This is a genomic window from Brevibacillus sp. Leaf182, from assembly GCF_001423865.2.
Lineage (GTDB): Bacteria > Bacillota > Bacilli > Brevibacillales > Brevibacillaceae > Brevibacillus > Brevibacillus brevis_C.
The window spans coordinates 475,222-498,271 of record NZ_LMPN02000015.1 but is presented as its reverse complement, the minus strand read 5'-3'; the positions used below and the strand labels follow the sequence as shown (position 1 = coordinate 498,271).

Genomic DNA, 23,050 nt, shown 5'->3' with positions numbered 1-23,050 from the left:
AAGGTGTCAAACATCAAGAAACGATCGATCATTTTGACTGCTCTTCTGATAGTAGTGTGTATCACCCTCGTGTGGTACATGATGAAATGGAATGATATCGAAAGCTTGGAGATTGTAGATGCTGCCAACAAAACGACGGAATTGACTGCCTGGGTGGTAGACTGGCAGTGGGAATCCGGTTTGGAGGATTTCCGCAGGATGACAGATGGTTTGTCCAGTGTGCAAGTCTTCGCGGCGTATTTTGATGAAAATGCCAAGCTGCATTTTACAGACCGCATGACCAAGGCGATGCCTGAGATCAAGGAAGCTTCGAAGCAGGGCAGCTATGTCGATCTCGATTTGACTATTGTGAATGATCGTCTTAACCGTGATGGCACGCAGATTCAAAAGGACCCGTCGATTGTCAGTAGGCTCATGGCGACAGATGATAGCCGTACCAAGCACATTATGGAGATCAAGAATGCTGTGATCCAGAATGGCTTTCATGGTTTAGAAATCGATTATGAGAGAATTGACGAGAAGGACTGGGACAACTTCCTTACTTTTATCCATACCTTGTACCAGCATATGGAGCAGGAGGGGAAGTCGCTTCGCATCGTATTGGAGCCTCGCGCGCCGATTGAAGAGTTGGCATTGCCAAAGGGGCCTACTTACGTCATGATGGCGTATAATTTGTACGGTACGAATACAGAGCCAGGTCCCAAAGCCGATCATGCATTTATTGAGGAGCTTGCCCATCGCATGCAAAAAGTGCCGGGTGACAAAATCATGGCCCTTTCTGTAGGCGGATTTGATTGGGCTTCTGATGGAAAAGTGACGGCTGTGACGGAAAAACAGGCAGCAGACTTTGCTATCTCCAGTATCGAGCCGCCAAAACGGGATAAAGCGAGTGGCAGTTTGTACTTCGACTATATGGGTGAAGACGGACAAAAGCACACGGTTTGGTATGCGGATGAAGAGACGCTATCTCAATGGGTTGCAGTTGCGAAGAAGGCGGGCATCGAGAAAATCGCGCTTTGGCGACTAGGTGACATGGGGGAAGGGACGTTGCAATATGTGAATCGGTAGGGGTTTTGGTGGGGGAAGAAGCGAATTTCCAGTCTACGCTTCGGCCTACGCCCCGCAAGGGGTATGACTGTCCGCTTCGGAATAAATGGCGGGAGCGCTTCAAAGGTAGAAGTTTCGAGGATGTCATTCATAAGTGAAGCTGAAATTCCCCGCCATTTTTTCCAAAGCTGGGGCGGGCTCCAGAGGCGCTTGGACTGGAAATTCGCTTCTTCCAACGCGGCTTTTCGATTCACATCTTGCAAAGGTAAAATAGAAAGAGCGTGATAGTTATTACTGTGAGGCACCTTCTCAAGAATTTGCCTGAAGGTTTTTCTATCACAATGTAACTTTGTACCGGAGATGAACGTTATAATGCTAGAAGCAGTAGTCTGCTCTTTTACAGGGTGGCTGCTGCATATTGATTTTGGACATCATTCATAGGAGCGTGGAATTTTTGGGTCTCTGGGAAGCTTTTGTCGCGATTGTGCTGGGGCTAGTAGAAGGTTTGACTGAGTTTGCCCCTGTTTCCTCTACGGGTCACATGATTATCGTGGATGACTTTTTGTTCCAAACGAAGGAGATGTTTTCACCAGAAGTGGCGAACACCTTCAAGATTGTCATTCAGCTCGGCTCAATTTTGGCTGTTGTCGTTTTGATGTGGGATCGGTTCATGAGCTTGCTCGGCTTGAACAAGCTGGCGGGTAAGAGTGAGGTTTCGGCAGGACCTCGGCTGAATTTGGCTACGGTCATTGTCGGTTTGATTCCTGCGGGGATTCTGGGTGTTCTGTTTGACGACTACATCGATGAATATTTGTTCTCCACGAAGACCGTGGTAATCGGTCTGGTGCTGGGCGCTCTGCTCATGTTGGCTGCGGATTGGTTCCGACCAAAGCGTGCCAAGATCGAGTCGGTTGACCAAATTACGTACAAGCAAGCGTTTCTGGTCGGACTTATTCAATGCTTCTCCCTGTGGCCTGGCTTTTCCCGTTCGGGTTCCACGATCTCGGGGGGCGTACTGTTGGGTATGAGCCATCGGGCGGCGGCAGACTTCACGTTTATTATGGCTGTGCCGATCATGGCGGGCGCAAGTTTTTTGTCGCTGTTGAAGCGCTGGGATGCGATTACGATGGACAGCATTCCATTTTTCGTCGTCGGTTTTATTAGCGCATTTGTGTTTGCGCTTCTATCGATCCGTTTCTTCCTGAAGCTGATCAATCGCATTAAGCTGACACCGTTTGCGATTTACCGTTTGGTGCTGGCAGCGGTCATTTACTTTGTGTTTATGTAAAAATCAAAAATACGACAAAGGCTCCCAATTGGGAGCCTTATTTTACTCATTCGCCTTTATCTCGCTCGGCTTTTCAATAACAATTCCGTTTAATTTAAGACTGACAGGATTCGCAATCGTATCTCCAACCGGGCATGTCTGTTCCAAAAACTCCACAAAAGACTCTACTTGCTCTCTAGGAGCATCGGTTTTGATATGAAAGGTGTATCGAATCTCGGAATACCCGCGTCGTACATCCGATTTGTTCATGAAGCCATCTGTATCGAGATCGCCTTCGACTTCTACCCAAAAATCGTCGAGTTGAATATGAAACTTCCTCGCATATACTCTGGCAACGATAGATTGGCAGGCGCCTAATGCGGAGAGCACGAGTTCAACCGGGTTCATCCCAGTATCCGTTCCCCCCAAGCTTTTCGGTTCATCGATGGTTATCTCGAAATTTCTGGAACTGGCCTTCACAACCATTCCCTTTTGTAGATGGGCAGTTGCTTTGAATGTTTCAACAGGCATGATGCACACTCCCTTCTTTCTGGATAATCAACACAAGTAAACTTTACCATAGTCTTCCAGAAACAATTATGAAAATTTTTACATTTATTTAAGCTAGCATACAAGCTAGTAGTAGGTTGACATAAATTCATCATTTTGCATTTCCATTTGTTCCTATTGATTTGAGAAAAGTGGCTAGGCGGATAGACGCCACTTTCAACAACAAATTTGATTCCAAAAATCTTTCCAAAAGGGTGAGCAAACCCTTCTTTTTTTTACCTAGATAGTGAAGGCGAAATGATGACCGGTCAAAATTACGCCGAATCTAAAATAGGAGTGTTGTGAATATGTCTAAAGGAATGCGTGGAATTCATCTTTATACGGGAAAAGGTTATGGTACGGTAACAACAGAGATGCTAAATGATTTCGACGGTACTAACATTCATGATTTCGTAGTGCACCTGGGAAACATGGATAGAGTGTTTTTTGACTATCGAAAGGGCAAGTCAGACCGTAAAGCTGTAATTGATCAAATGATTGATGATCTTGCTGATTTTTTACCTGAATACAAAGCATCAGATGTAGACCATAAAGACTTGTATATTTCGTTGCCAGCACTTAGTAATGATATTACTACAATTAAAAATATCGATGATTTTTATTCCGACTATCGATCCTATATGCGACAAGTAGAAGACACTTGTATCGAGATTTTAGGTGAAAAGGAATGGAAGTTCCGTATCGAAGGATTTTACTTCCGAACAGAGACGATTTTTCCAATTGATCAGAAGATCAGCAGTACAAACCCGACTTCGAACAAAATGGTTAAATTGTTGAATGATATTGCTTACAGAGTCCGGAATACACATAAAAAAGAGTTTATGTGGGCGCCATACTATGGCTTTGGAACGTACGCAGAGAATATCACTCATAATCTAGGGGTAATTGCAAACAGAACAGACATTTTTGATATCATTTGCATCCAACCACAATACTATTTTCAAGGAGATCCTTACCAAGAGAACGTGGATAAAGTGTTTGATAGTGCCAATCGTCAAAAGGTCTATGATTTAGATGGAGACGTTGTTGGAGGTGGAAGAAAGACTTCGGCCACCGCATTAATTGGGGTAACCATGGAAGGTGATGATAATTATCGCAAAAGCCGATCTGACAGGTTCGATTACTATGTTGATACATTCTCTGGAATTGTTAAAGAAGCGCCAATGGTTTTCTATGCTGGATCGACGCATAACCTTCTAAATAATAACTCACTTTTTGATGCAATCAACAATTTCTACGAAGTGTAATCTCATAGTTGAGAATGCAAAAAACGAAGTGATAATCACTTCGTTTTTTGCAGATCGATCTCTAAATTTTTCTCCTTAACCTTAAAGATCTCACCATTCAGATCGGTTACTTGAGCATAAAAGTAGACATAAGTAGCCAATAAATCGTTCTGGTTATCAAATTTATACTCTTTTATGGGTAACCCCGTAGATGAACTCACGTACGCGATGTGATAAATACCACTTTTCGGCTCAATAATGGTTTTCATCTTTTTAACTTGCTGCCCATTTAAAGTCTCAACACTTAAATATGTCCAAATATCCTTGTCTTGATACCGGTCAATTGTTTCTTTAAACAGTGATTTTTGGTTAGGGTATTGACGTACCTTGGATTTTAAAGTGATTTTTTCTTGTTCTTTTACAAAATTGTCCTCTCGTAGAAAACCATTTTGTGGGTTAAACCATTCTTCAGTAATTGCAGTTGAGAAAATACCCTTATGTTCTGTTTTTATGGATTTTACATGTTCAATCAAAGGCTGGGACTGAACGTTTTGAATTGGTATAGGAGTATTCGCAGAAACTGACGGAGCAATAATTCCTGAAAATCCAATTGAAATGGCCAAGGCCAATGATGTGAGAAGCGAAGTTTTTACCACGGCTATTACCTCCCCCTAAGTTAATTTCCCGCTTTACTTGTTAGACGTTCCGACTGGGAAAAAGTTCCGTTTATCATGGTGTTATAAAGAATTCTGCTTGAAAATGATCCTAAATACTCATAGAACTATGATGCAATAACGTATCAAAATATTGAATTTCATGGCGAAAATTGCCAGTTTTTGCGGTATAATAGAACGTATGATCTCCTTTTTTCTTAAAAATCTGTGAGCAAATACCCATTTATTTTACCTAGTAGGTAGGGGGGATTATATGACAGAACAATCACTTGAGGAGAAGATAAGGCAGCAGTTGAAACGATCAGCTTGGAAGTTGCAATACGAGGCAAAGAAAAAATATCGTATGGAAATTCAGTTTACCAACGAAAAGTGGGACATCGGTCATACAGAAGAAGTTGATTCCCAGATGTTTGTTGAGGAGTTACTGAACAGTCTACCAGAACGAGAACGTTTCATCATTAAACAGGTGGTCATTGAGGGAAGATCTGAAAGAGAAGTCGCAAAGAGGTTAGAACTTTCTCCCTCTCGACTACACGCATGTAAAGTACAGGCCCTACAACGTTTGCGAAATAAACTCATATTAGCCTAAAAGGGGGAGTAGTGTGGTAATAGCTGAGACATTATCCGAAATAGACTTTTGTAAATTAGTTGATGATGCTCAAAAAGGAAATACGCTTGCAATTGAAGCCTTAATCCAGCACTACGAACCCGATATGAAAAAGATGACTTGGTTTATTCGTATGCCACATGAAGATAGTATGCAATCTCTAAAGCTAATGTTGGTGGAGCTGATCCAATCAACGGCCACTCCTACATAAAAGGAGGCTATTGAATGAATGAAACAGTTACAGTCATCATTGCAATACTTATCGCAATTTTGACTTTGTTGGTGATCCATAAGCATGTTGAGTTGAAAGTACAAATTCGCGATTTGATTAATGTAACATTACGTGCCACTAAGAATGACGAAAAAGAAGAATCACCGTAAGGCGGTCATTCCTTCTCTCTATAAATTGTAGAAGGGAAAGGGTCTTTTCCTTCTACCTCTATCTTATTGTGAATAGGAGCATGCCTCTTGTCTACGATATTATTCCTTGTATCGAGTGCTGCTTTGGTCCAGATACTCATAAGTCAACAAAAATTGTCTAAAGAGCTAAAAGCAATTAAGAAGTAGGTGGAGGAGCTGAATTGGAGGCACTTTCGATTTACCCTCAGTCTGTCAGGTGGGTAACTTTTGGTGAGCAAAGAGGTCAACATTTTAGCCAGCGATAAACAAAAATCCCCTTCCATTTGGTTGTGAAGGGGATTACTCATTACTTTAAGAGATAAACCGCACGCGTAGTTATAAATCCTTTGACTTCTTCGCCTTTATCCAGCTTTTGCTCGACGAAAGGAATGCCAGCTTCTTGCAGACGTACTTTCACCGCATTGAAATGGTGGAAGTCTACGACCAGCGTTTTGTTGCTTGCCTTAATCTCTTCCAACTGCTTTTTCACAAACGCATTGGCGCCAGATTGTCCAATGATATGAGAAGCATTTACCATCACCATATTGGCGAGTAAGATGACGACCAAGACCTTGCCCGCATGGCGGAAAAAGCCCTTCTGGACATCCCAAACTGCCAGCGCAATTAGGAGTGGAATCAACCAAAGCTGCGGAACATAGCGCGCCCACCAGCTTTCCGGATTAATGAGCACAGTCACGAAGAGCGCCAGACTGATCCACAAGAAAGGTGCCGCTTTTTTTCGATGAGTCCCCAAAAGCAAGGCGACGAGAATCAGGCATGTGACAATCATAGCTCCTCCGAAAAGCGGTCCGAATCCGGCTACACGCACGTCAGGAGAGTAGAACACGGCGAGCTCTTTCCCTGTGACCGTAAATGGCACTTTCCATGTAGGGCTATGGGGAGTTGCGATATTTTCCGATTTGGAAAATAAGGAAATAACCAGATTTTCTATGCTCGTATTGTCTTTGAAGCCATGCGGGCTGTTCGAGGTCATGATATCAACGGCGCCTTTACCCGCCAACGGATAAAAGGGATGTCCCTTTGTTAGCGTGTTGGTGACATACGGATTGTACCCAACAACCCCTACCGTGATAACCAGACTAACCGAAAGCCACGCGAGCATGCTCTTGATGTGTTGACGGCGATCGTAGAAAAAGAAGAGCACGAGAATCGCCAAGCCGAGCAATCCGGCATACCCCAATGCCGTGAATTTGATCTGCGCCAGCAGCATGAGTGTTGCGCACAGCGCTAGTAGCGTCCAAACATGGTAGCGCTTATACAGCAGATAGCCGAGAGCGCAGATGATGAGCACGAGTGAGCCAAGCTGTCCGTCAATATAGAAGGAAGTCGATTGCGTGATCACCGCTGGATTGAACGCTGCGAGCAGCGCGAAGGCAATCGCCGCCCCTTTTTTCTCTGGGAAAGCGGTCTGGATGGCAGCGAGTGTCAGGAAAAAGGACGATGCAATCAACAACAGGTTAAATATTTTGCTAACCTCGATCTGACCAGTCAGTTTATACATGACGGCATCGAGCATCCAAGGACCTTTGGCGTAATGATTGATCCACAGGTGAAAGGCCGAGAGAACCTCTCTATTATCCATCTCCTCCACTTCTTTTGAACCAGGAGGCTTGAGGATAGGCTGGTCATGAACCGGATTCCAGCCTTCGGTTATCTTCACGATTGCTTCTTGATGATACGTTTGTCCGTCAAAAGAGAGATCAAACGTATTGGCGCTGATGGAGTAGCTGATGCCTGACACAATCGCCAGTCCAGCCAACAGGGAGAAAAACCAGGCCCGACGACGTGAACTTACGAAGACTGACACCATCCCGCCCATCGCAGCCAAAGCCGCAACAAGGCCAATCCAAAAGCTGGCAGCCGTCACGGATACGCCGAACAAAAATAAAACCGATGTGCTAAGCACAATCGTAGCCATAAACAATAGCAAAGTCGTCCCGAGCAGGAACGAGTACGTAGCTGTACGGTTATTCATGAACATAATCTCCTGTCTACGAATCTACTAGCCAATGAGGTTAGGGAGGTTCGCTGCCAGCAGATGCAATACGGTTGCAAGCAGTACCCCGAGCACCAGACCCCCGGCAATTTCCCATCTGGTATGTCCCATGCTTTCGCGCAAAGGTTTGGTGGGAAACACGTCCGGATGTTCCTTTGCGAGCTTGTTGAGTGCTTCTGCATGTTTTCCTACCGCTCTGCGCAATCCAGTCGCATCGATGATCACAATAAACGTCACAGCCACACCCAGCCCGAATGCAGGATGAGTAAAGCCTTCCTGCAAACCAATCAAAAACACAGTTGTGACCATAACAGTTGTGTGCGTGCTGGGAAACCCGCCGTTCCCGACCATTTCTTTGGCCCGGGACCCAAAGCGGAGGTAATTAATCAAAAATTTGGTTATTCCGGACACAAGCCAGCCGATAAACGGCGCTACCGCATATAACATGGTAAAACTCCTCTACATGATGATTACGACTGGGAAATGACGACGACGCCCACGACGATAATCGCCAGACCGACAATACGTGTAAGGGACAATGGTTCGTTGAAGACCAAGAAGGACAGCACAGCTACCAACACGTATCCGAGTGCTGCCATGGGATAAGCATAGGAAAGCTGCACCTTTTCCAGCGCAGCAATCCAGATAAACGCAGAAAGTCCGTAAAGCGCAAGTCCCACCATAATCGGCAGGTTCGTGAAATAGTGCAGGAACTTGAGTAGCAGCATGTCATTGTTGCTGGTGAGCGAGGATGCGCCCATCTTCATCGCGACTTGTCCACACGCGCTGAGGACCACGGAAATGATGATTAGAACAATTGATGGCATAGCCTGATCCACAACCTATCTGTGCAAGGAAATACTTCCTTATTTAAATTCAAATACGTAAATAATCCCGGCCACCATGACAACATACAGGAACACCGTAATGAGAATCGGCTTGTCCTGCAACAAAACTTTTTCCGGACTGCCGCCCTGGCCTGCGACGGTGATCAAATACAGGTAACGGAAAATACCAAAGATCACGAGCGGAATGGTCCACATCAAGTGAATCGTGCGTCCAGATGTAAAAGTGAACAAGGAATAGCTGATGATCGTCATGGTCGTCACAATCGTATTCAACTGATTCAACAGCTCGGAGGAATAACTGTCGAGCACTTTGCGATGCGTTCCTTTATCCTGCTGCAACAAAATCAGCTCGTGGCGACGTTTGCTGATGGCCAAAAACAGCGCGAGCAGCATCGTACAGAGCAAAAACCACGGGGTGAACGGCGTTTGAATCATCAGACTTCCACCGATGGCACGCAAAACAAAACCGGCTGAAATAATCATGACGTCCAGAATGACCACATGCTTCAGCTTCAACGAGTAAGCGACGTTAAGCACAAAGTAAACGAGCAGTACGAGCGCGAATAATCGGTCAAAGTAATAAGCACTAAAAAGGGAACCCAGTAGCAAAAACGCACCGAATGCTAATGCGAGCGCTGGCGGCAATGCACCAGAAGCCATGGGCCGGAACTGTTTTTCCGGGTGATTTCGGTCATTTTTGATATCGACAAAATCATTGAGGATGTAGACACAGCCAGATACAAAACAAAACAGCAGGAAGGCCAGCACTGATTTTCCAATGACATCCGGACTTACTTTGTGCAAGGAAAATAGCAAGGCAGCAAAGACAAGCAGGTTTTTCGTCCATTGATGTGGACGAAGCTGCTTCACTAATAGGTAGACCATATTTTGTCGAACGCGTGGCGTTGTTTTGACGTCAACTTTAACAGAATTTGATGTTGCCCCCATATCTAACTCCTATCCTAGTATCGAATCGCGTACCTTCTAATGACGAAAAATGTAAAAAGAAGGTTACACCTGTAATATGGTAACATAACTTGTCCCATAAATATTTAACGATAACAGAAAAAATGTGAACTTGCGATAAAGAATGATTGCCAAAAATAATATCGGGGTTTACAAGAAAACGCAGCCCTCATGAAGGAGCTGCGTTTTTCAGGTTTTCTCTCTTTTAGTTTACCCGCGGAATCGGAGTGGCTGCTTTTTTTCGCGAATACAGGAACAAATTGACGAGAACGATCACGAGTATGATCAATTGCGGGATCGTCGTTTCCCAGCTAGCGTAAATGCCGAGAGTTGGTGCATACAACAAATAATCGCTGCTGTGTGCAGATAAGCTTCCCGTCACCTGCAAAGCATGGATGCTGACGCCGACGAATTTAAACGCCATGTAGTAGAGCAAGAGACTGGCTACAAAAAAGAACGGACGAACCGGGATACGTGCACTGAGCTTGATGATGACCAAACCAATCACGGCCAAAACGACAAGTGCGCTCAAAATGCCAACCACCAGGTCTGTCATGGAGATTGTAGCGGCCATCCCCATATAAAAGATAATCGTTTCTGCCCCTTCGCGGGCGACAGCGAGAAAGGCAGTGAAGGAGAGTGACAACAGAGCTCCTTTTGCCAAAGAAGAGCCGATAGATTTCTCGACAAACTGATTCCATGCCTGCAAATTGGACTTCTTGTGCAACCAGGCACCGATCGTCACCATAAAGAAGACGGCAATCAGTCCAGTTACTCCCTCAATCGTTTCTCGCGAGTTGCCTGTGGAGAGGTTGGAGAAAACGAAACTGAGGATGACGGCAAGAATGGCGGAAACTACGATCCCGGCAATGGACCCAGACCAAATCCATTTGCGCTTGTCGGCATTGCCTGACTTGTTCAGGACAGTGAGCAGGGAGACGATGATCAAGATAGCCTCCAGTCCTTCGCGGAACAAGATGAGTCCCGCATCCCAAGCGGTGTACGAGGACGTTGTCGCAAATGGCGCCAGCTCTGTCTTCATTTCCGCAAGATGAGCCGTGGCCTTTTCCCATTGCGGGGGATTGGACAGGATGAGTGTCGGGATGGCGACCATCTTGGCTTCGATGCTGCTGTAGGTAGCTTGTGATTTAGTCATGACCACGCCTTCCACAGAGGGCCAAGCGGTGATAAAGGTCTCCATTTTGTCCGAAGCAGCGGTTGCATCCTGATTGGCGATATCTGTTTCTACCGAGGCAAGGAGTTCCAGTAGAGACGAGATGGACGGCTGCTCAGTAGAAGCATTCGTAGCTGCCTGTTGGCCTGCTTTTCCTGATAAATAATTGTCCACGGTAGTAATGAGTGCCTGTACTTTCTCTGCGCTCTTTTTAGGGTCGGGTGGTTCTGTATTCAAGGCAATGCGTGCACTGCTGATTTTGATTTCCATATCCCCGTAGATTGCGGCATTTTCCGCTCGCACAAGACCCTCTGCCTTGTACCAGCCGGTGACGAAGCTGTTGTACGATTGCTTGGCTTTCGGCAGATCGCCTTCCGTGATGGCTGTCATGCTGTTTTGCAAGAGAGGTAGCAATGCGGCAATTTGCTTGTGCGCGCGTTCTTTTGGCTGACCGCCTTCTTCTTTGGATGAGACGTAACGATCCGTTGCTTTTGCCAGATTGGAGATGGCTGCTTTTGCAGTGTCAGGATTCGCCTTCGCTTGGGCAAGGGCTTGTTCTGCTTCCGCGATTGCTTGCGTCAATGCTTGTGCATCTGCGGAGGTTTCTTCTGAATTGCCCTCCCAGATGCTCTTCATACTGCTGATCGCTTTCGCTGCTTCTTCCCAGTTGTTATCTCCACTGCTAATCAAGGCATCGCTAGAGAGGGCGATTATTTGCTTGAGCTGCTCTGGCACCAGCGGGGCGGCTACAGCAGCAGACAGAGCAGATGTCCATAGCAGCATGCAGGTACAAATGATAAACAGATAGCGTTTCAAGGTGTTCACTCCATCCCTGGTAGTTGGTTAAAATAGTGTGTCCCCGATGTATCCGCCCTCACTTGCACCAGGAAGACAGGCGTACAAACCACTGCCAACATGGGTGATATATTCATTGAGCAGGTCGACGGATGCGAGCCTTTGTTGCATCGGAATGAATTGCTTGCGCGGATCACGATTGAAGCAAATGAACAAAAGTCCAGCATCGAGCTGTCCAGTTTTGAGATCCATTCCACTGGAATAGGAGTAACCGCGCCGCAAAATTTTTACCTTGCCCTCCATATGGGCCAAGGCGACATGGGAATCCACAGGAATGACGGGTTTGCCCTTGGCATCCTTGCGATCCAGCTCCAGCTCGTCGAACTCATTTGCTTTGCCAAGCGGAGCTCCGGTTAGACGGTGACGACCAAACGTATTCTCCTGATCGGTGAGGGTGGAGCGATCCCACACCTCGATCCGCATGCGGATTCGACGCATGACCATGTAGCTTCCGCCTGCCATCCACGCAGGACTTTCAGCAGTGTTAGCCCAGACGACTTCATTTGCGGTAGCGGGATCGTTCACCTGCGGATTGTTCGTGCCATCCTTGAAGCCCATCAGATTTCGTGGTGTGGAGCCAGTCGGGTCGGATGCGCTGGTACGCTGGAAGCCTTCCTGTAGCCAGTGGAGGACAGCTTTGCCTCGAGCGATCCGGGCCAAATTCCGCAGGGCATGGAAGGCGACCTGTGGATCGTTCGCACACACCTGCACGACAATATCGCCACCCGACCATTCCTTTCGCATTTCATCACTGTTGAAGCGAGGTAAATCGACCAAGGGAGCTGGGCGTTTGGCTGCAAGGCCAAAGCGCTCGTCAAAGAAGGAAGCACCAAGCCCAAATGTGATCGTTAATTTCATTGGGCGCAGGCCCATGGCTTCCCCGGTGTCGACAGGAGGAAGAAGGGTGTTATCGCTCTCTTCATCGACGTTTTTGCCGGCAGTCAAGCGTGCTGCTGCCTGCGTCCAGCTTTGAAACAAGGTGCGGACATCCCCTAGCGAGGTCGTCGTCAAATCAAAAGCACCCATGCAGATAAAATCCTGCATAGGTGTAATGATCCCGGACTGATGCTTGCCATAAAAGGGAATGACCTCATCTGCACCGGTCGGAGTGGCACTTGTCTGCTCATTTTTAGGAGAGGAGGGTAAAAGGCTATTGACCCCAGTCGCCCCCAACAGCAGTCCAATCCCCCCGACACCAGCCAACTTCAGAGCTTCTCGACGTGTGAATTTGTTCGCTGTGGTGTTTGCGAGATGCTTGTCATTCATCTTGTTAGCCTCCTACGATCGTACCCATTTTGGACAATGGTTCAGCCAATGCATCGAGGGACTGACTCAGCTTTTTCACCTGGTCTTCCTTCAATTCGGTGTACAGCACATAGCCGTCGCCTTTGCGGTATGGTGCGAGTGCTTTGTCTAAATCAGCGAAGCGAGCTTCAATTTCATTTGCAAGAGCAGAGTCTTTCGCCGTAACAGCAGGCTTCAATACTTTGTAAATTTCGTGAGCGCCTTCCACGTTCGCAGCGAAATCGTACAAGTCCGTATGGGAATAGCGTTCTTCCTCGCCAGTCACCTTGCTCGTCGATACCTCGTTCAAGAGCTCAACCGCACCCGTTACCAGCATAGGCACATCGATTTCGACGCTCTCTACTTTTACGCGGAGCTGCTTCACATCTTGCAGCAGTTGATCCGCGACTTTTCCTTGGTCAGCAACCGATTTGGTTTCCCAGAGTGCTTTCTCCAATTTATGATAGCCGCGCCATTCGTTATCAGGCACATCGCCTTCGCGGGCATCGATCCACGGGTCAAAATCGCCGAGAGATTCTGCGATAGGTTCGATTCTCTCAAAGTACGCACGGGCTGGAGCATACTCCTTTTTCGCTTTTTCCATATCGCCTGCTTTGACGGCGGTGGTGAAGCTTTCTGTTGCTTTTACGAATTGGTCGGTTTGGTCGACGACCCATTTTCGGTATTGATCAATAGAAGCTTGCAGCTCAGGAGAAGGAGCAGAAGCAGTGCTCGCTGATGCAGACTGATCAGCAGCGGCAGGCTTGTCAGGCTGCGCGGCTTCTGGTTTTTTCTCTTCGGTTTGTGTTTGTGCGTTTCCGCAAGCGGCGAGCAAGGAAGAGCCGAGAACAACTGCGGCGATTGGATAACCCCATTTTTGAATCATGAAAAGACATCCCTTCATATGATATGAGTGTATAATTATATGATTATATTTCGATAATGAATATCATTATCATCCACAAAGAATTTTACTCTTTCTTAGACAGTTTGCAATCTTTTTTTGGCATCAATCACTTGGTTAGTTTTGGCGTTGTTCACATAAAACCAAAAGTAGCTCAACAATCCCTTAACAATGTCTTGTTATGATCGATCTATCAACCAAATGAATAACGTCTGTAAGTGGGTCGAGACGTGGAGAAAGCCCTCATACAGCAATAGATTCGAAAAAGACCGTTCGATCGGTTTGTTTCTTTGTGCTATTGCCGTGTATGAGGGCTTTTTGTGTTTTCGAATGAAAGGAGCGAGCAGGGGATTTGCTAGATACAGATAGGTACGATGCGTATTTTTTTGATTTGGATGGAACGATTTTTCTCGGGAATGAACTGCTTCCTGGGGTGGAAAAGACACTTGCCGCGCTGCGGGAGAAGCAGAAAAAAATCATGTTTTTGACCAATACGACGGTACAGACAAGAACAGCTTGTCAGACTCGCCTCCAGAAGCTCGGATTGGCTGCTCGGCGGGAAGAAATCATGACGGCAGCCTATGCGGCAGGATTGTATCTTCAAGAAAATGCGGAGCAAGCGCGTGTCCTGATCATTGGGGAGCCTGCCTTGGAGGAAGAGATTGCGAGCTTTCATATAAAGCAGGTGCAAGATGCAGAGGAAGCAACGCATGTATTGGTTGGAATGGACCGTGCATTTACGTATGAAAAGCTGCAACAGGCTGCTGACGCTGTGCGAAACGGAGCACACCTGATCGTAGCGAACCCCGATCCGCTATGTCCGGTGCCAGGGGGAGCTATTCCTGATACATGGGCGTTGGCGAGAGCGATTGAAACGGCTGGTGGAGCCTCTGTCTGGGCGATGACTGGCAAGCCGTCCCGGTACTACGCCGATCAGGTTTTTCAACAGCTCCAAGTGCAGCCAGAAAGATGCGTCATGGTAGGTGACCGTTTGGAAACAGACATTTTACTTGGGAAAAACAGCGGCATGAAAACGGCGCTGGTCATGACAGGGGTGACAACCAGCCGCGAACTGGAAGCCACAGAGATTCAGCCAGATTACATCCTTCCGACGATGGAAGCCATGGTGCAAGTCGAGTAGGAAAACGAGGAGGCATGGGAGATGGAGTTGGGAAAGAGCAGCAAAAAATGGTTGTGGTCACTAATGGCAGCAAGTCTGGTGACAGGCAGTATGCCGTCCGTGATGGCGCAAAGCGCGGTGAGCAAAACCTTGCTCATCACAGAAGTTGTCAATGATCCTCTCTTTGATGAAAGCACAGGCGAGTTTATCGAAATCACCAATATCTCCGACGATCCGATTGATTTGAGTGGCTACATGATCGGCGACGAGGAAAAGCGTGGAGGAAATGAGGGGATGCATGCGTTTCCGGAGGGCACCATGATTGATCCTTACCAGACGATTGTCATTTCCCGCTATGCTGACGGAATCGTGGAACGCCATGACGTCACGCCTGATTTTGAATTGTTCGATTCCATGGAGGACGTCCCTGAGCTATTGCCGACGGATTGGGCCACAGGCAGCATTTATATGGCGAATGGCGGCGACCACGTCATTTTGATGGACCCTGAGTACAATGTGGTGGATTCGATGGCTTATATGGATGCGAAGGTTCCGGGAGTCACCTCTCATCCGGGAGTAGCTGGCGGACACTCGATGGAACGCCTGACGGAAAAGGATACGAATGATGCGTCCAGAGATTTTGTCGATCAGCCCAAGCCGACCCCTGGTGAGTTGTTGTTTGGACCGAATGCCCGAAAAGACATGATTCCGGTCTCTGATCTGAAGGAAGACGTGCTGATTGTCCCTGAACCTAAGACGGGAATTGTCCTTCCGCCGACGGTGATTGCCATGTACGACAAGAAGTCCGAGGTCGATGCGATCCTGGAAGCAGAAGCGTCTTCCATTTTTATACCGGTGAAAAAATCCGGGAAGAACGGAGTCGTCACTCAGGATGGCACATCACTGGACGAGGTACTGGAGCAGATCAAGGGCAAGGCGATCCCGGTGATTCATATCGAGGACAAGAAATTGGTAGCGGAGGTAGACCGCCTGCTCCAGAAAGAGAACCTCACTGATGTGCACATTGTGTCTTCCCGACCGGAAATCGTCCAAGAGATGCGGGAGAAAAACAATGAATACCGTGGTGCCCTCGTGTATATCGACGGCAAGCTGAACGAAAAGAAGCAAAAGGAGCTCGTGCGCTCAGCCAGGAGCAGTCGTTCCAATGTGATCGTTCTCTCGCAAACGGCGATGACGGAGGATGTCATTCGCTACTTCCGCAATCGCGGGTTGTCCGTGTGGGGAATCGATCGGGCGAACAAGAGCCAAGCGAGTGAAATGATCGAGATGGGTGTGGCCGGGGTTGTCTCACACGATCCAAAAGAGGTACATGAGCTGCTGGCTGCGTACCCGGAGAAAAGCATCACGCAACCTCCGATGGTGATGGCGCATCGAGGTATCCCTTCTTTAAAACCAGAAAACACGATGTACGCCTTTGAAGAAGCGATGGAACTCGGTGTGGAAATCATCGAGACAGACGTCCACAAAACAAAGGATGGCCACCTTGTCCTGATCCACGATTTTGATCTGGAGCGTACCACCAACGGGACAGGGAAGGTAAAGGATTTCACGCTGAAGGAACTGCGCGAATTGAACGCGAACAAGCTCGACCCAGCAAATCCTTCCTGGTACCAGCCCGATATTACCGATGCTGTCATCCCTACCATGGATGAATTGCTGGAAGCGGCCAAGGGCAAAGCAGTGCTCATTCTGGAAGCAAAGGGGATTGGGTACGAAAAGGAAATGGCGAAGGTCATCAAAGAGCAGGACATGGTTGAAGATGTGATTGTCAGTAGCTTCAGCTCAGAAGTATTGGAGCGTTTCGCCAAGCTCAATCCGGAATTGGGACTAGGCTTTACCTTGAGCGGGACCAAGCCAAAGGAACAACTGGAACAGTATGCCGAAAAGCAGGTAACAGACGCAGTTCAACTGAATGCCCAATACTTTATCAACCATCAAATCGTCACGCCAGAGCTAATCCGATTCGCCAAGCATCGGGGAATTATTTTGACCGTGTATACCGTTAACGAGGAAGCAGATATGAAACGAGCAACCGAGGCGGGAGTCGGGGGGATTATTACCGACTATGCACAAAAACTTTACAATACCCAAATATTACCTTAGTAAGCAATTGTTATAGTCGAGTGATACGTAAAAAACAGCGAGAGATCCAGGGGGGAAAGTCGTGGCTGAAGTGGAATTGCGGCGCATTTCCAAGATGTATGGGGGCCAGAAGGTAGTCAATGAAGTGAGTGCTCGTATTCTGCCAGGAGAATTTTTCGTGCTGGTAGGGCCTTCTGGTTGTGGGAAATCAACCACACTGCGCATGATTGCCGGGCTGGAGGAGATCAGCACGGGAGAGCTGTTGATTGGCGGCAAGCCGATGAACCAAGTCCCTCCGAGCGGGCGAAACATCTCCATGGTGTTTCAAAATTACGCACTTTATCCGCATTTGACGGTAAAAGATAATATTTTGTTTGGTTTGCAGGTTCGAAAAGTAGACAAAGCGGAGCAGGGCAAGCGGTTGGAGCGTGTAGCGGAGATGTTGGGTATCGCACATCTTTTGCAACGCAAGCCGAAGGAATTATCCGGGGGACAACGACAGCGTGTTGCACTCGGAAGGGCTATCGTCAGTCAGCACCCTATCTGCCTGATGGACGAGCCTTTGTCCAATCTGGATGCCAAGCTGCGCGGGCACATGCGTACGGAAATCCGTCGCTTGCAGCAAGAGCTGGGCATCACGATGATTTACGTGACGCACGATCAGGTGGAAGCGATGACGATGGCAGACCGCATGATGGTCCTGCGCGACGGAGAGGTCCAGCAAGTCGGAAAACCACTCGACGTCTACAACCATCCAGCGAATTTATTTGTGGCGGAGTTTACGGGGGCACCCCCGATGAATACGGTACCTGCCATCTGGCGGGCAGGCGATCAAGCAGGAATTGAGCTGGCAGGTCAGCATTTTTTGCCACTCTCTATGTTTCACGGTATCAAGGACCAAACCCCGGTCGTTCTCGGTTTGCGTCCAGAGTCACTTCAACCCGTCCTTGAAGGGCAATCTGTTGATGCTTCCTGCCAATTCCCTGTCACCGTGAAGGGAGTAGAGATTCTCGGTTCTGAGACTATTGTGGAATTCACCGTGGGAGACAAGCTGTGGAAGGCCAAATGGAACGGGCAATGGCACTGCAAAAGAGGCGAAACCATGCATGTTCGTTTTGATCCAGCTCAGGTGAACGTGTTTGATGGAGAAACCGGAAAAAATCTAGCAGTTACGACTAATTGAGAAAAGAAAAGGGAGAGGTACTGCGATGCGTAAAGTTGTCAAAAGCTTGTTTGCGGTCGTTATGAGTATGAGTCTGATCACGGGTTGCTCCAGTGGCAATTCTTCGTCCACGAACAACGCGGCGCAAGGAGCCGATTCATCAGGCAAAACAGAGCTGTCCTTCTATTATCCGGTTGCGGTTGGCGGTCCTTTGACCAAGATCGTGGATGGTATGGCAGAGGAATTTAACAAAGAGAACCCAGATATCACAGTCAAACCAGTCTATACGGGCAGCTATCAGGATACGACGACAAAAGTACAGGCAGCTGTACAGGGCAAAACTCCTCCGGACGTAGCGGTGATGCTCTCGACTGAGCTGCATACGATGATGGATATGGATGCAATCCTTCCGATGGACGACTTCATTGCCAAAGATGGTGGCAGCGAATACGTAAATGATTTCTTCCCGGGATTCTTGGCGAATTCCCAAGTAGACGGCAAGACATACAGCATTCCATTCCAGCGCAGCACCATCGTGCTCTATTACAACAAGGACGCGTTCAAGGAAGTCGGACTTGATCCGGAAAAACCGCCGACATCATGGGACGAGCTGGTTTCGTACGCGGCCAAATTGAAAAAGGACGGACGTTACGGCGTCGAGATTCCTTCCTCGAGCTTCACGTATTGGATGTTCCAAGCGCTGGCCCTGCAAAACGGTAAGAACTTGATGTCCGAAGATGGGAAAAAAGTGTTTTTTGATACGCCAGAAAATGTAGAAGCTCTGCAATTTTGGCTAGATTTGTCCAAAAAGCATCAAGTCATGCCTGAAGGAGTCAACGAGTGGGCGACTGTACCGTCTGATTTCTTGGAAGGCAAAACGGCGATGATGTTCCATACGACAGGGAACCTGACGAACGTGAAGAAAAGCGCGAAGTTTGATTTTGGCGTAGCGTTTTTGCCAGCGAAAAAGAACTACGGCAGCCCGACAGGTGGCGGCAACTTCTACATGTTCAAGGGAACGGATGCAAAGAAACAGGAAGCGGCATGGAAGTTCATACGCTTTATGACCGAGCCTAAGCGCGCTGCACAGTGGAGCGTTGATACGGGTTACGTTGCTACACGAAAGTCTGCTTATGAAGAAGAGACTATGAAGCAATACGTCAAGGACTTCCCGGCAGCAGCAGTGGCTCGTGATCAGTTGGAATTCGGTCATGCTGAGCTTTCTACACACAATAACGGTAAAGTGACAAAGCTCTTGAACGACACGCTGCAATCCGTGATCACTGGTCAATCCGAGCCTGCGGAAGCATTGAAAAAAGCGCAGGAAGAAGCGGACAAGATGTTGGCGCCGTTTAACAAATAAATCAAGCAAGGTAATGGGGGAGCGACAATGGGGGAACTACGCGCAAAATGGAAAGTGAACATGTACGCCTGGCTCTTGCTCCTTCCCTCCCTCATCTTCCTGCTGCTGTTTACCTTCTATCCGGTTATACAAACGTTCATACTCAGTTTTCATCAAGCGGATCTGGGTTCTCCAGAGCCGTTTTTTAACGGGATAGATAATTATAAACAAATGGTGGAAGATGAAGTGTTTTGGAAGGTGCTGACCAATAATATCTGGTTTGCCATCGGAACGGTGCCGACGAGTGTGGCTCTCGCGCTAGCTATGGCTCTGTTCGCCAACAAGGCATTACGAGGGAAGAGCTTTATCCGCACGGCTTATTTTTACCCGACAGTTGTTCCGATGATTGCAGTGGCGAACATCTGGCTGTTTATTTACACACCGGAGTACGGAGCGCTTAGTCATGTGATGGAGTGGTTCGGAAAAGGCGACATGAACTGGCTCGGCGATCAGAAAAATGTGATGTGGGCGATGATCTTCATGGTCATTTGGAAGGAAGCGGGCTATTTCATGATCTTTTATTTGGCCGGGCTGCAAAACATTTCACAGGAGCTATACGAATCCGCCTCCATGGAAGGGGCATCATCGTGGACGGTTTTTCGCCGCATTACCTTTCCGCTGCTTATGCCAACGACGATGTTTGTCAGTATTATCGCCTTCACCAACTCTTTCAAGCTGGTTGATCATTTGGTGATCATGACCAAAGGTGGGCCGGATAATGCCAGCAATCTCTTGCTGTACTACATATACGAGACGGCGTTTTCTTTCTGGGATCAAGGAATGGCTTCGGCATTGACGATTGTCATGGTCGTGCTGCTGCTGTTAGTCGCTGCTTTTCAGTTTTTTGGTATGGATAAAAAGATTCATTACAACTAAGGGTGGGATGGCAGATGCTTCGCAAAATCACAACGGCTGGAATGTACGGCTTGGCCGTTCTCTGGTTGTTCCCTTTGCTCTGGGCGGTCTGGACTTCCTTTCGCCCGAGAGAGCTGGCGACTTCGTGGTCGTTCAGTACAGATTTTACACTCGATAACTTTGCGAAGGTGTGGGATGCAGCGCCCTTTGACCAGTACTACATCAACACTTTTTTGATCGTGACTGGTATTTTGGTGGCGCAAATGATCACGGCTACACTGGCAGCCTATGCCTTTGCGAAGCTGCAATTTTGGGGGAAGGATGTGCTGTTTGTCCTGTTTCTGATCCAGCTCATGGTCCCGGCGGATATCTTGATTTTCCCCAACTATAACGTCCTGCGTGACTTGTCTTTACTGGATACCAAAATCGGCATTATGCTGCCGTACTTCGCTTCAGCCTTCGGGGTCTTTCTATTGCGACAAACCTTCAAGACAATCCCGCACGAGCTGGAGGAGGCGGCACGGATGGAAGGATGCTCCTGGTTCCAGATTTTGTGGCGGGTGTACGTTCCGTTAGCGAAGCCGACCTACATTGCGTTTGGTTTGGTCTCGGTCAGCTACCATTGGAACAATTTTATGTGGCCGCTGATTATTACGAATTCCGTGGAAAATCGCCCGTTGACAGTCGGTCTGGCGATTTTTGCCCAATCGTTTGAGACAGGGGCGCAGTGGGCCGAGGTAAGTGCAGCGACGGTCATGGTAATTTTCCCGTTGTTGCTGGCATTTTTGTTGTTCCAGCGGCAGTTTATCAACAGCTTCATCCACTCCGGCGTGAAATAAGAGGGAGGGTCATGAAAGATGAGAGACAAAAGCTCGTTTGCCGTATCCACTTATGCGGTATTTGATCTGTCCTTGCGCAATGCTATCTTTCAGCTTTTGCAGCATGATTGGAAGGGCATCGAGATTATGTGTGAAGAGAATCATGCCGACCTCTTGGACTGGTCCTGGGAGCAGTTGAAAGAGTTGAAGAAGCTGGGAGACGAGAGCGGGATTGCCTGGTCGATTCATGCACCGATTAGTGGCTGCAATCTGGCGGCGGATACAGGACCAACCCGGGATCAAACAATGGACACGATGAAGCGCTGCCTGGAGATTGCCAGCTTTCTCGACTGCACCCACGTCGTGATGCATGCGGGGGAGGTAGAAGATCGACTCGCGGAAACAGAGCGTGCCAGAGGTGTGGAAAATGTGAGTCAGGCACTCCGCGTGTTGACCTCCGAGCTGTCCGCAGAGAGTACAACCATACTGACGGTCGAAAATGTTCCTCCTTATCCAAAAGTGCTGGGGTGGAACGTCGAGGATCTCGTGCGTATATGCCGTCATGTAAACTCATCTCGCGTGGGGATCGTGTACGACGTAGGCCATGCTCATTTGATTCGTCCGGGATATGCGATTGATGCATTGCAGGAGGTGCTTCCTTATTTATCCGCTCTTCACCTGAGTGATAACTTTGGCAAGCTGGACGATCATTTGGCAATAGGTGATGGAACGATCCCATTCGAATCGATTCTGTCTCTATTAAAAGACAACGGATTCGCGGGTCATTGGGTTGTAGAGACAAAGCAGCTTGGCTGCGCTGAGGTAAGTGTTGAACGGCTACTGAGGGCAGGAGGCGAATAACATGGACATGCATACGATTTTGAAAACGAATCCGGTTATTGCGGCGACCGAACAGGATCGCTTGGGAGAGGCGATGGCGTCCCGAGCATGCGCGATCCTTTTGATGTACGGAAAGCTGACCAAGCTGATGGAGGAAGCCGAGACCATCCGTCAGTCTAGCAAGCCGATCTTTTTGCACACAGACCTCATGAATGGCTTGTCCAATGACAAGGAGGCTTTTCGTTTTTTGTCGACCTATATCCAACCAACGGGCATTGTCACTACCAAAGGACCGATGATTCGCGCAGCCAAAAAGGAAGGGATGCTGACGATCCAGCGAGTCTTTTTGATCGATTCGACCTCCCTCACGACGACCATCAAAAACGTCTTGGAAAACCAGCCGGATGCGATTGAAATCATGCCGGGGATAGCGCCTTCTATTATTTCGTATATCAAGGAGCATTTGTCGCAACCGATTATTTTGGGCGGGTTGATTTGGAATATGGAGCAGGTCAACGAAGCGTTGAAGGGTGGAGCAGATGCTGTTTCGTTGAGTAAGTCGGAGATGTGGAATCATATGACTGTTTAGGAGAAAGGACGGGTGTGTAAGCACCTGTCTTTTTTGTATATTATCAACTCCAACCATTGTTTTCACGCTATGACGGAGGTTGCTTAAGGTTAGCTTTTTTGACCTTCATACGTGTCTTTTCCTTTGTCTGTGATGATAACAGTTAGATCATATAGCCGTTTCAACACCGTTTCAGTATCTTGACGGGGAGATTCAAGGAACTTTTCAGCGATTTTCGTAACGAATTGCAGATTGGATAATTAGGCGGCTTCTCGCAGCATTTCTTGCAAGGCATCAGGCCGCTTTTCGAATCTAGTGTTCGATCAGTTCGGCTTTTGCGATGC

General features: G+C 47.8%; 23 protein-coding genes. 14 read left to right on the top strand and 9 right to left on the bottom strand.

The genetic code is table 11. The features are described 5' to 3' along the window. The first annotated feature begins 3 nt into the window (after nt 1-3). Nucleotides 4-1,068: a glycosyl hydrolase family 18 protein gene (locus ASG16_RS05185; RefSeq protein ID WP_056489051.1), complete on the top strand. Its 1,065-nt coding sequence runs from the start codon at nt 4-6 to the stop codon at nt 1,066-1,068. A 433-nt stretch (nt 1,069-1,501) separates the two neighbouring features. Next, complete coding sequence (locus ASG16_RS05175; RefSeq protein ID WP_056489317.1) at nt 1,502-2,335, top strand: undecaprenyl-diphosphate phosphatase; 834 nt, start codon at nt 1,502-1,504, stop codon at nt 2,333-2,335. A gap of 42 nt (nt 2,336-2,377) precedes the next feature. On the opposite strand, the gene ASG16_RS05170 is transcribed toward ASG16_RS05175, so the two are convergent. Beyond that, nucleotides 2,378-2,845, bottom strand: coding sequence for an OsmC family protein (locus ASG16_RS05170; protein ID WP_056489053.1), 468 nt, complete (start codon nt 2,843-2,845; stop codon nt 2,378-2,380). 326 nt (nt 2,846-3,171) lie between these two features. Between ASG16_RS05170 and ASG16_RS05165 the strand changes: the two genes are divergently transcribed. Further along, nucleotides 3,172-4,131: a DUF4855 domain-containing protein gene (locus tag ASG16_RS05165; protein ID WP_056489055.1), complete on the top strand. Its 960-nt coding sequence runs from the start codon at nt 3,172-3,174 to the stop codon at nt 4,129-4,131. Between the two features lie 35 nt (nt 4,132-4,166). Here ASG16_RS05165 and ASG16_RS05160 read toward each other — a convergent pair whose 3' ends face one another. Then, nucleotides 4,167-4,766 (bottom strand): hypothetical protein, encoded by a 600-nt coding sequence (locus ASG16_RS05160; RefSeq protein ID WP_056489058.1) that lies wholly within the window; start codon nt 4,764-4,766, stop codon nt 4,167-4,169. A 271-nt stretch (nt 4,767-5,037) separates the two neighbouring features. Here ASG16_RS05160 and ASG16_RS05155 point away from each other — a divergent pair, with 271 nt between their 5' ends. Genes ASG16_RS05155 through ASG16_RS30635 form a run of 3 tightly spaced genes read left to right on the top strand, consistent with a single transcriptional unit; the run spans nt 5,038 to nt 5,772 of the window. Continuing rightward, the gene (locus tag ASG16_RS05155; RefSeq protein ID WP_056489060.1) at nt 5,038-5,373 is read left to right on the top strand and encodes a sigma factor-like helix-turn-helix DNA-binding protein; all 336 of its coding nucleotides are present in this window, start codon (nt 5,038-5,040) and stop codon (nt 5,371-5,373) included. Nucleotides 5,374-5,386: 13 nt separating this feature from the next. Beyond that, complete coding sequence (locus tag ASG16_RS05150; RefSeq protein WP_056489061.1) at nt 5,387-5,602, top strand: helix-turn-helix domain-containing protein; 216 nt, start codon at nt 5,387-5,389, stop codon at nt 5,600-5,602. Between the two features lie 14 nt (nt 5,603-5,616). Continuing rightward, a complete protein-coding gene (locus ASG16_RS30635; protein WP_157966762.1) occupies nt 5,617-5,772 on the top strand; it encodes a hypothetical protein in 156 nt (51 codons plus the stop codon). 325 nt (nt 5,773-6,097) lie between these two features. On the opposite strand, the gene ASG16_RS05145 is transcribed toward ASG16_RS30635, so the two are convergent. From ASG16_RS05145 to efeO, 7 genes are all read right to left on the bottom strand, one after another. Then, the gene (locus ASG16_RS05145) at nt 6,098-7,786 is read right to left on the bottom strand and encodes a hypothetical protein (protein ID WP_056489063.1); all 1,689 of its coding nucleotides are present in this window, start codon (nt 7,784-7,786) and stop codon (nt 6,098-6,100) included. A 27-nt stretch (nt 7,787-7,813) separates the two neighbouring features. Then, on the bottom strand, nt 7,814-8,254 hold the full coding sequence (locus tag ASG16_RS05140) for a divergent PAP2 family protein (protein ID WP_056489065.1): 441 nt from the start codon (nt 8,252-8,254) through the stop codon (nt 7,814-7,816). 23 nt (nt 8,255-8,277) lie between these two features. Then, nucleotides 8,278-8,634, bottom strand: a complete 357-nt coding sequence (locus tag ASG16_RS05135; RefSeq protein ID WP_048035329.1) for an SMR family transporter — start codon at nt 8,632-8,634, stop codon at nt 8,278-8,280. 39 nt (nt 8,635-8,673) lie between these two features. After that, the gene (locus ASG16_RS05130) at nt 8,674-9,603 is read right to left on the bottom strand and encodes a decaprenyl-phosphate phosphoribosyltransferase (protein WP_048035328.1); all 930 of its coding nucleotides are present in this window, start codon (nt 9,601-9,603) and stop codon (nt 8,674-8,676) included. Between the two features lie 223 nt (nt 9,604-9,826). Further along, nucleotides 9,827-11,611, bottom strand: coding sequence for an FTR1 family iron permease (locus tag ASG16_RS05125; protein WP_056489067.1), 1,785 nt, complete (start codon nt 11,609-11,611; stop codon nt 9,827-9,829). 27 nt (nt 11,612-11,638) lie between these two features. Further along, nucleotides 11,639-12,916 (bottom strand): iron uptake transporter deferrochelatase/peroxidase subunit, encoded by a 1,278-nt coding sequence (gene efeB / locus ASG16_RS05120; protein ID WP_056489069.1) that lies wholly within the window; start codon nt 12,914-12,916, stop codon nt 11,639-11,641. 4 nt (nt 12,917-12,920) lie between these two features. Then, complete coding sequence (efeO, locus tag ASG16_RS05115) at nt 12,921-13,820, bottom strand: iron uptake system protein EfeO (RefSeq protein ID WP_056489071.1); 900 nt, start codon at nt 13,818-13,820, stop codon at nt 12,921-12,923. A 370-nt stretch (nt 13,821-14,190) separates the two neighbouring features. Here efeO and ASG16_RS05110 point away from each other — a divergent pair, with 370 nt between their 5' ends. The 8 genes from ASG16_RS05110 to ASG16_RS05075 all read left to right on the top strand — a co-directional run bounded on the left by ASG16_RS05110 (nt 14,191) and on the right by ASG16_RS05075 (nt 22,727). Next, nucleotides 14,191-14,979 carry an HAD-IIA family hydrolase gene (locus ASG16_RS05110; RefSeq protein WP_048035324.1) on the top strand — a complete coding sequence of 263 codons (789 nt, stop codon included), beginning with the start codon at nt 14,191-14,193 and terminating at the stop codon, nt 14,977-14,979. Nucleotides 14,980-15,000: 21 nt separating this feature from the next. Then, the gene (locus ASG16_RS05105; protein WP_056489073.1) at nt 15,001-17,082 is read left to right on the top strand and encodes a glycerophosphodiester phosphodiesterase family protein; all 2,082 of its coding nucleotides are present in this window, start codon (nt 15,001-15,003) and stop codon (nt 17,080-17,082) included. Between the two features lie 61 nt (nt 17,083-17,143). Next, nucleotides 17,144-18,244 carry an ABC transporter ATP-binding protein gene (locus tag ASG16_RS05100; RefSeq protein ID WP_056489075.1) on the top strand — a complete coding sequence of 367 codons (1,101 nt, stop codon included), beginning with the start codon at nt 17,144-17,146 and terminating at the stop codon, nt 18,242-18,244. Nucleotides 18,245-18,269: 25 nt separating this feature from the next. Next, a complete protein-coding gene (locus ASG16_RS05095; RefSeq protein ID WP_056489077.1) occupies nt 18,270-19,586 on the top strand; it encodes an ABC transporter substrate-binding protein in 1,317 nt (438 codons plus the stop codon). Nucleotides 19,587-19,613: 27 nt separating this feature from the next. Then, the gene (locus ASG16_RS05090; protein ID WP_007717821.1) at nt 19,614-20,501 is read left to right on the top strand and encodes a carbohydrate ABC transporter permease; all 888 of its coding nucleotides are present in this window, start codon (nt 19,614-19,616) and stop codon (nt 20,499-20,501) included. A gap of 14 nt (nt 20,502-20,515) precedes the next feature. Further along, entirely contained in the window at nt 20,516-21,319 is an 804-nt protein-coding gene (locus tag ASG16_RS05085) for a carbohydrate ABC transporter permease (protein WP_048035320.1), read from the top strand. A gap of 18 nt (nt 21,320-21,337) precedes the next feature. Continuing rightward, nucleotides 21,338-22,159, top strand: a complete 822-nt coding sequence (locus ASG16_RS05080) for a sugar phosphate isomerase/epimerase family protein (protein WP_056489080.1) — start codon at nt 21,338-21,340, stop codon at nt 22,157-22,159. 1 nt (nt 22,160) lies between these two features. Continuing rightward, nucleotides 22,161-22,727 carry a glycerol-3-phosphate responsive antiterminator gene (locus ASG16_RS05075; RefSeq protein ID WP_056489081.1) on the top strand — a complete coding sequence of 189 codons (567 nt, stop codon included), beginning with the start codon at nt 22,161-22,163 and terminating at the stop codon, nt 22,725-22,727. The last annotated feature ends 323 nt before the right edge of the window (nt 22,728-23,050 follow it).

Coding starts and splice junctions, on each gene's coding strand:
- ASG16_RS05170 (WP_056489053.1), bottom strand. CDS start 2,845: ATGCCTGTTGAAACATTCAAAGCAACTGCCCATCTACAAAAGGGAATG.
- ASG16_RS05165 (WP_056489055.1), top strand. CDS start 3,172: ATGTCTAAAGGAATGCGTGGAATTCATCTTTATACGGGAAAAGGTTAT.
- ASG16_RS05155 (WP_056489060.1), top strand. CDS start 5,038: ATGACAGAACAATCACTTGAGGAGAAGATAAGGCAGCAGTTGAAACGA.
- ASG16_RS30635 (WP_157966762.1), top strand. CDS start 5,617: ATGAATGAAACAGTTACAGTCATCATTGCAATACTTATCGCAATTTTG.
- ASG16_RS05145 (WP_056489063.1), bottom strand. CDS start 7,786: ATGAATAACCGTACAGCTACGTACTCGTTCCTGCTCGGGACGACTTTG.
- ASG16_RS05140 (WP_056489065.1), bottom strand. CDS start 8,254: ATGTTATATGCGGTAGCGCCGTTTATCGGCTGGCTTGTGTCCGGAATA.
- ASG16_RS05135 (WP_048035329.1), bottom strand. CDS start 8,634: ATGCCATCAATTGTTCTAATCATCATTTCCGTGGTCCTCAGCGCGTGT.
- ASG16_RS05130 (WP_048035328.1), bottom strand. CDS start 9,603: ATGGGGGCAACATCAAATTCTGTTAAAGTTGACGTCAAAACAACGCCA.
- efeB (WP_056489069.1), bottom strand. CDS start 12,916: ATGAATGACAAGCATCTCGCAAACACCACAGCGAACAAATTCACACGT.
- efeO (WP_056489071.1), bottom strand. CDS start 13,820: ATGATTCAAAAATGGGGTTATCCAATCGCCGCAGTTGTTCTCGGCTCT.
- ASG16_RS05105 (WP_056489073.1), top strand. CDS start 15,001: ATGGAGTTGGGAAAGAGCAGCAAAAAATGGTTGTGGTCACTAATGGCA.
- ASG16_RS05095 (WP_056489077.1), top strand. CDS start 18,270: ATGCGTAAAGTTGTCAAAAGCTTGTTTGCGGTCGTTATGAGTATGAGT.
- ASG16_RS05090 (WP_007717821.1), top strand. CDS start 19,614: ATGGGGGAACTACGCGCAAAATGGAAAGTGAACATGTACGCCTGGCTC.
- ASG16_RS05085 (WP_048035320.1), top strand. CDS start 20,516: ATGCTTCGCAAAATCACAACGGCTGGAATGTACGGCTTGGCCGTTCTC.
- ASG16_RS05080 (WP_056489080.1), top strand. CDS start 21,338: ATGAGAGACAAAAGCTCGTTTGCCGTATCCACTTATGCGGTATTTGAT.
- ASG16_RS05075 (WP_056489081.1), top strand. CDS start 22,161: ATGGACATGCATACGATTTTGAAAACGAATCCGGTTATTGCGGCGACC.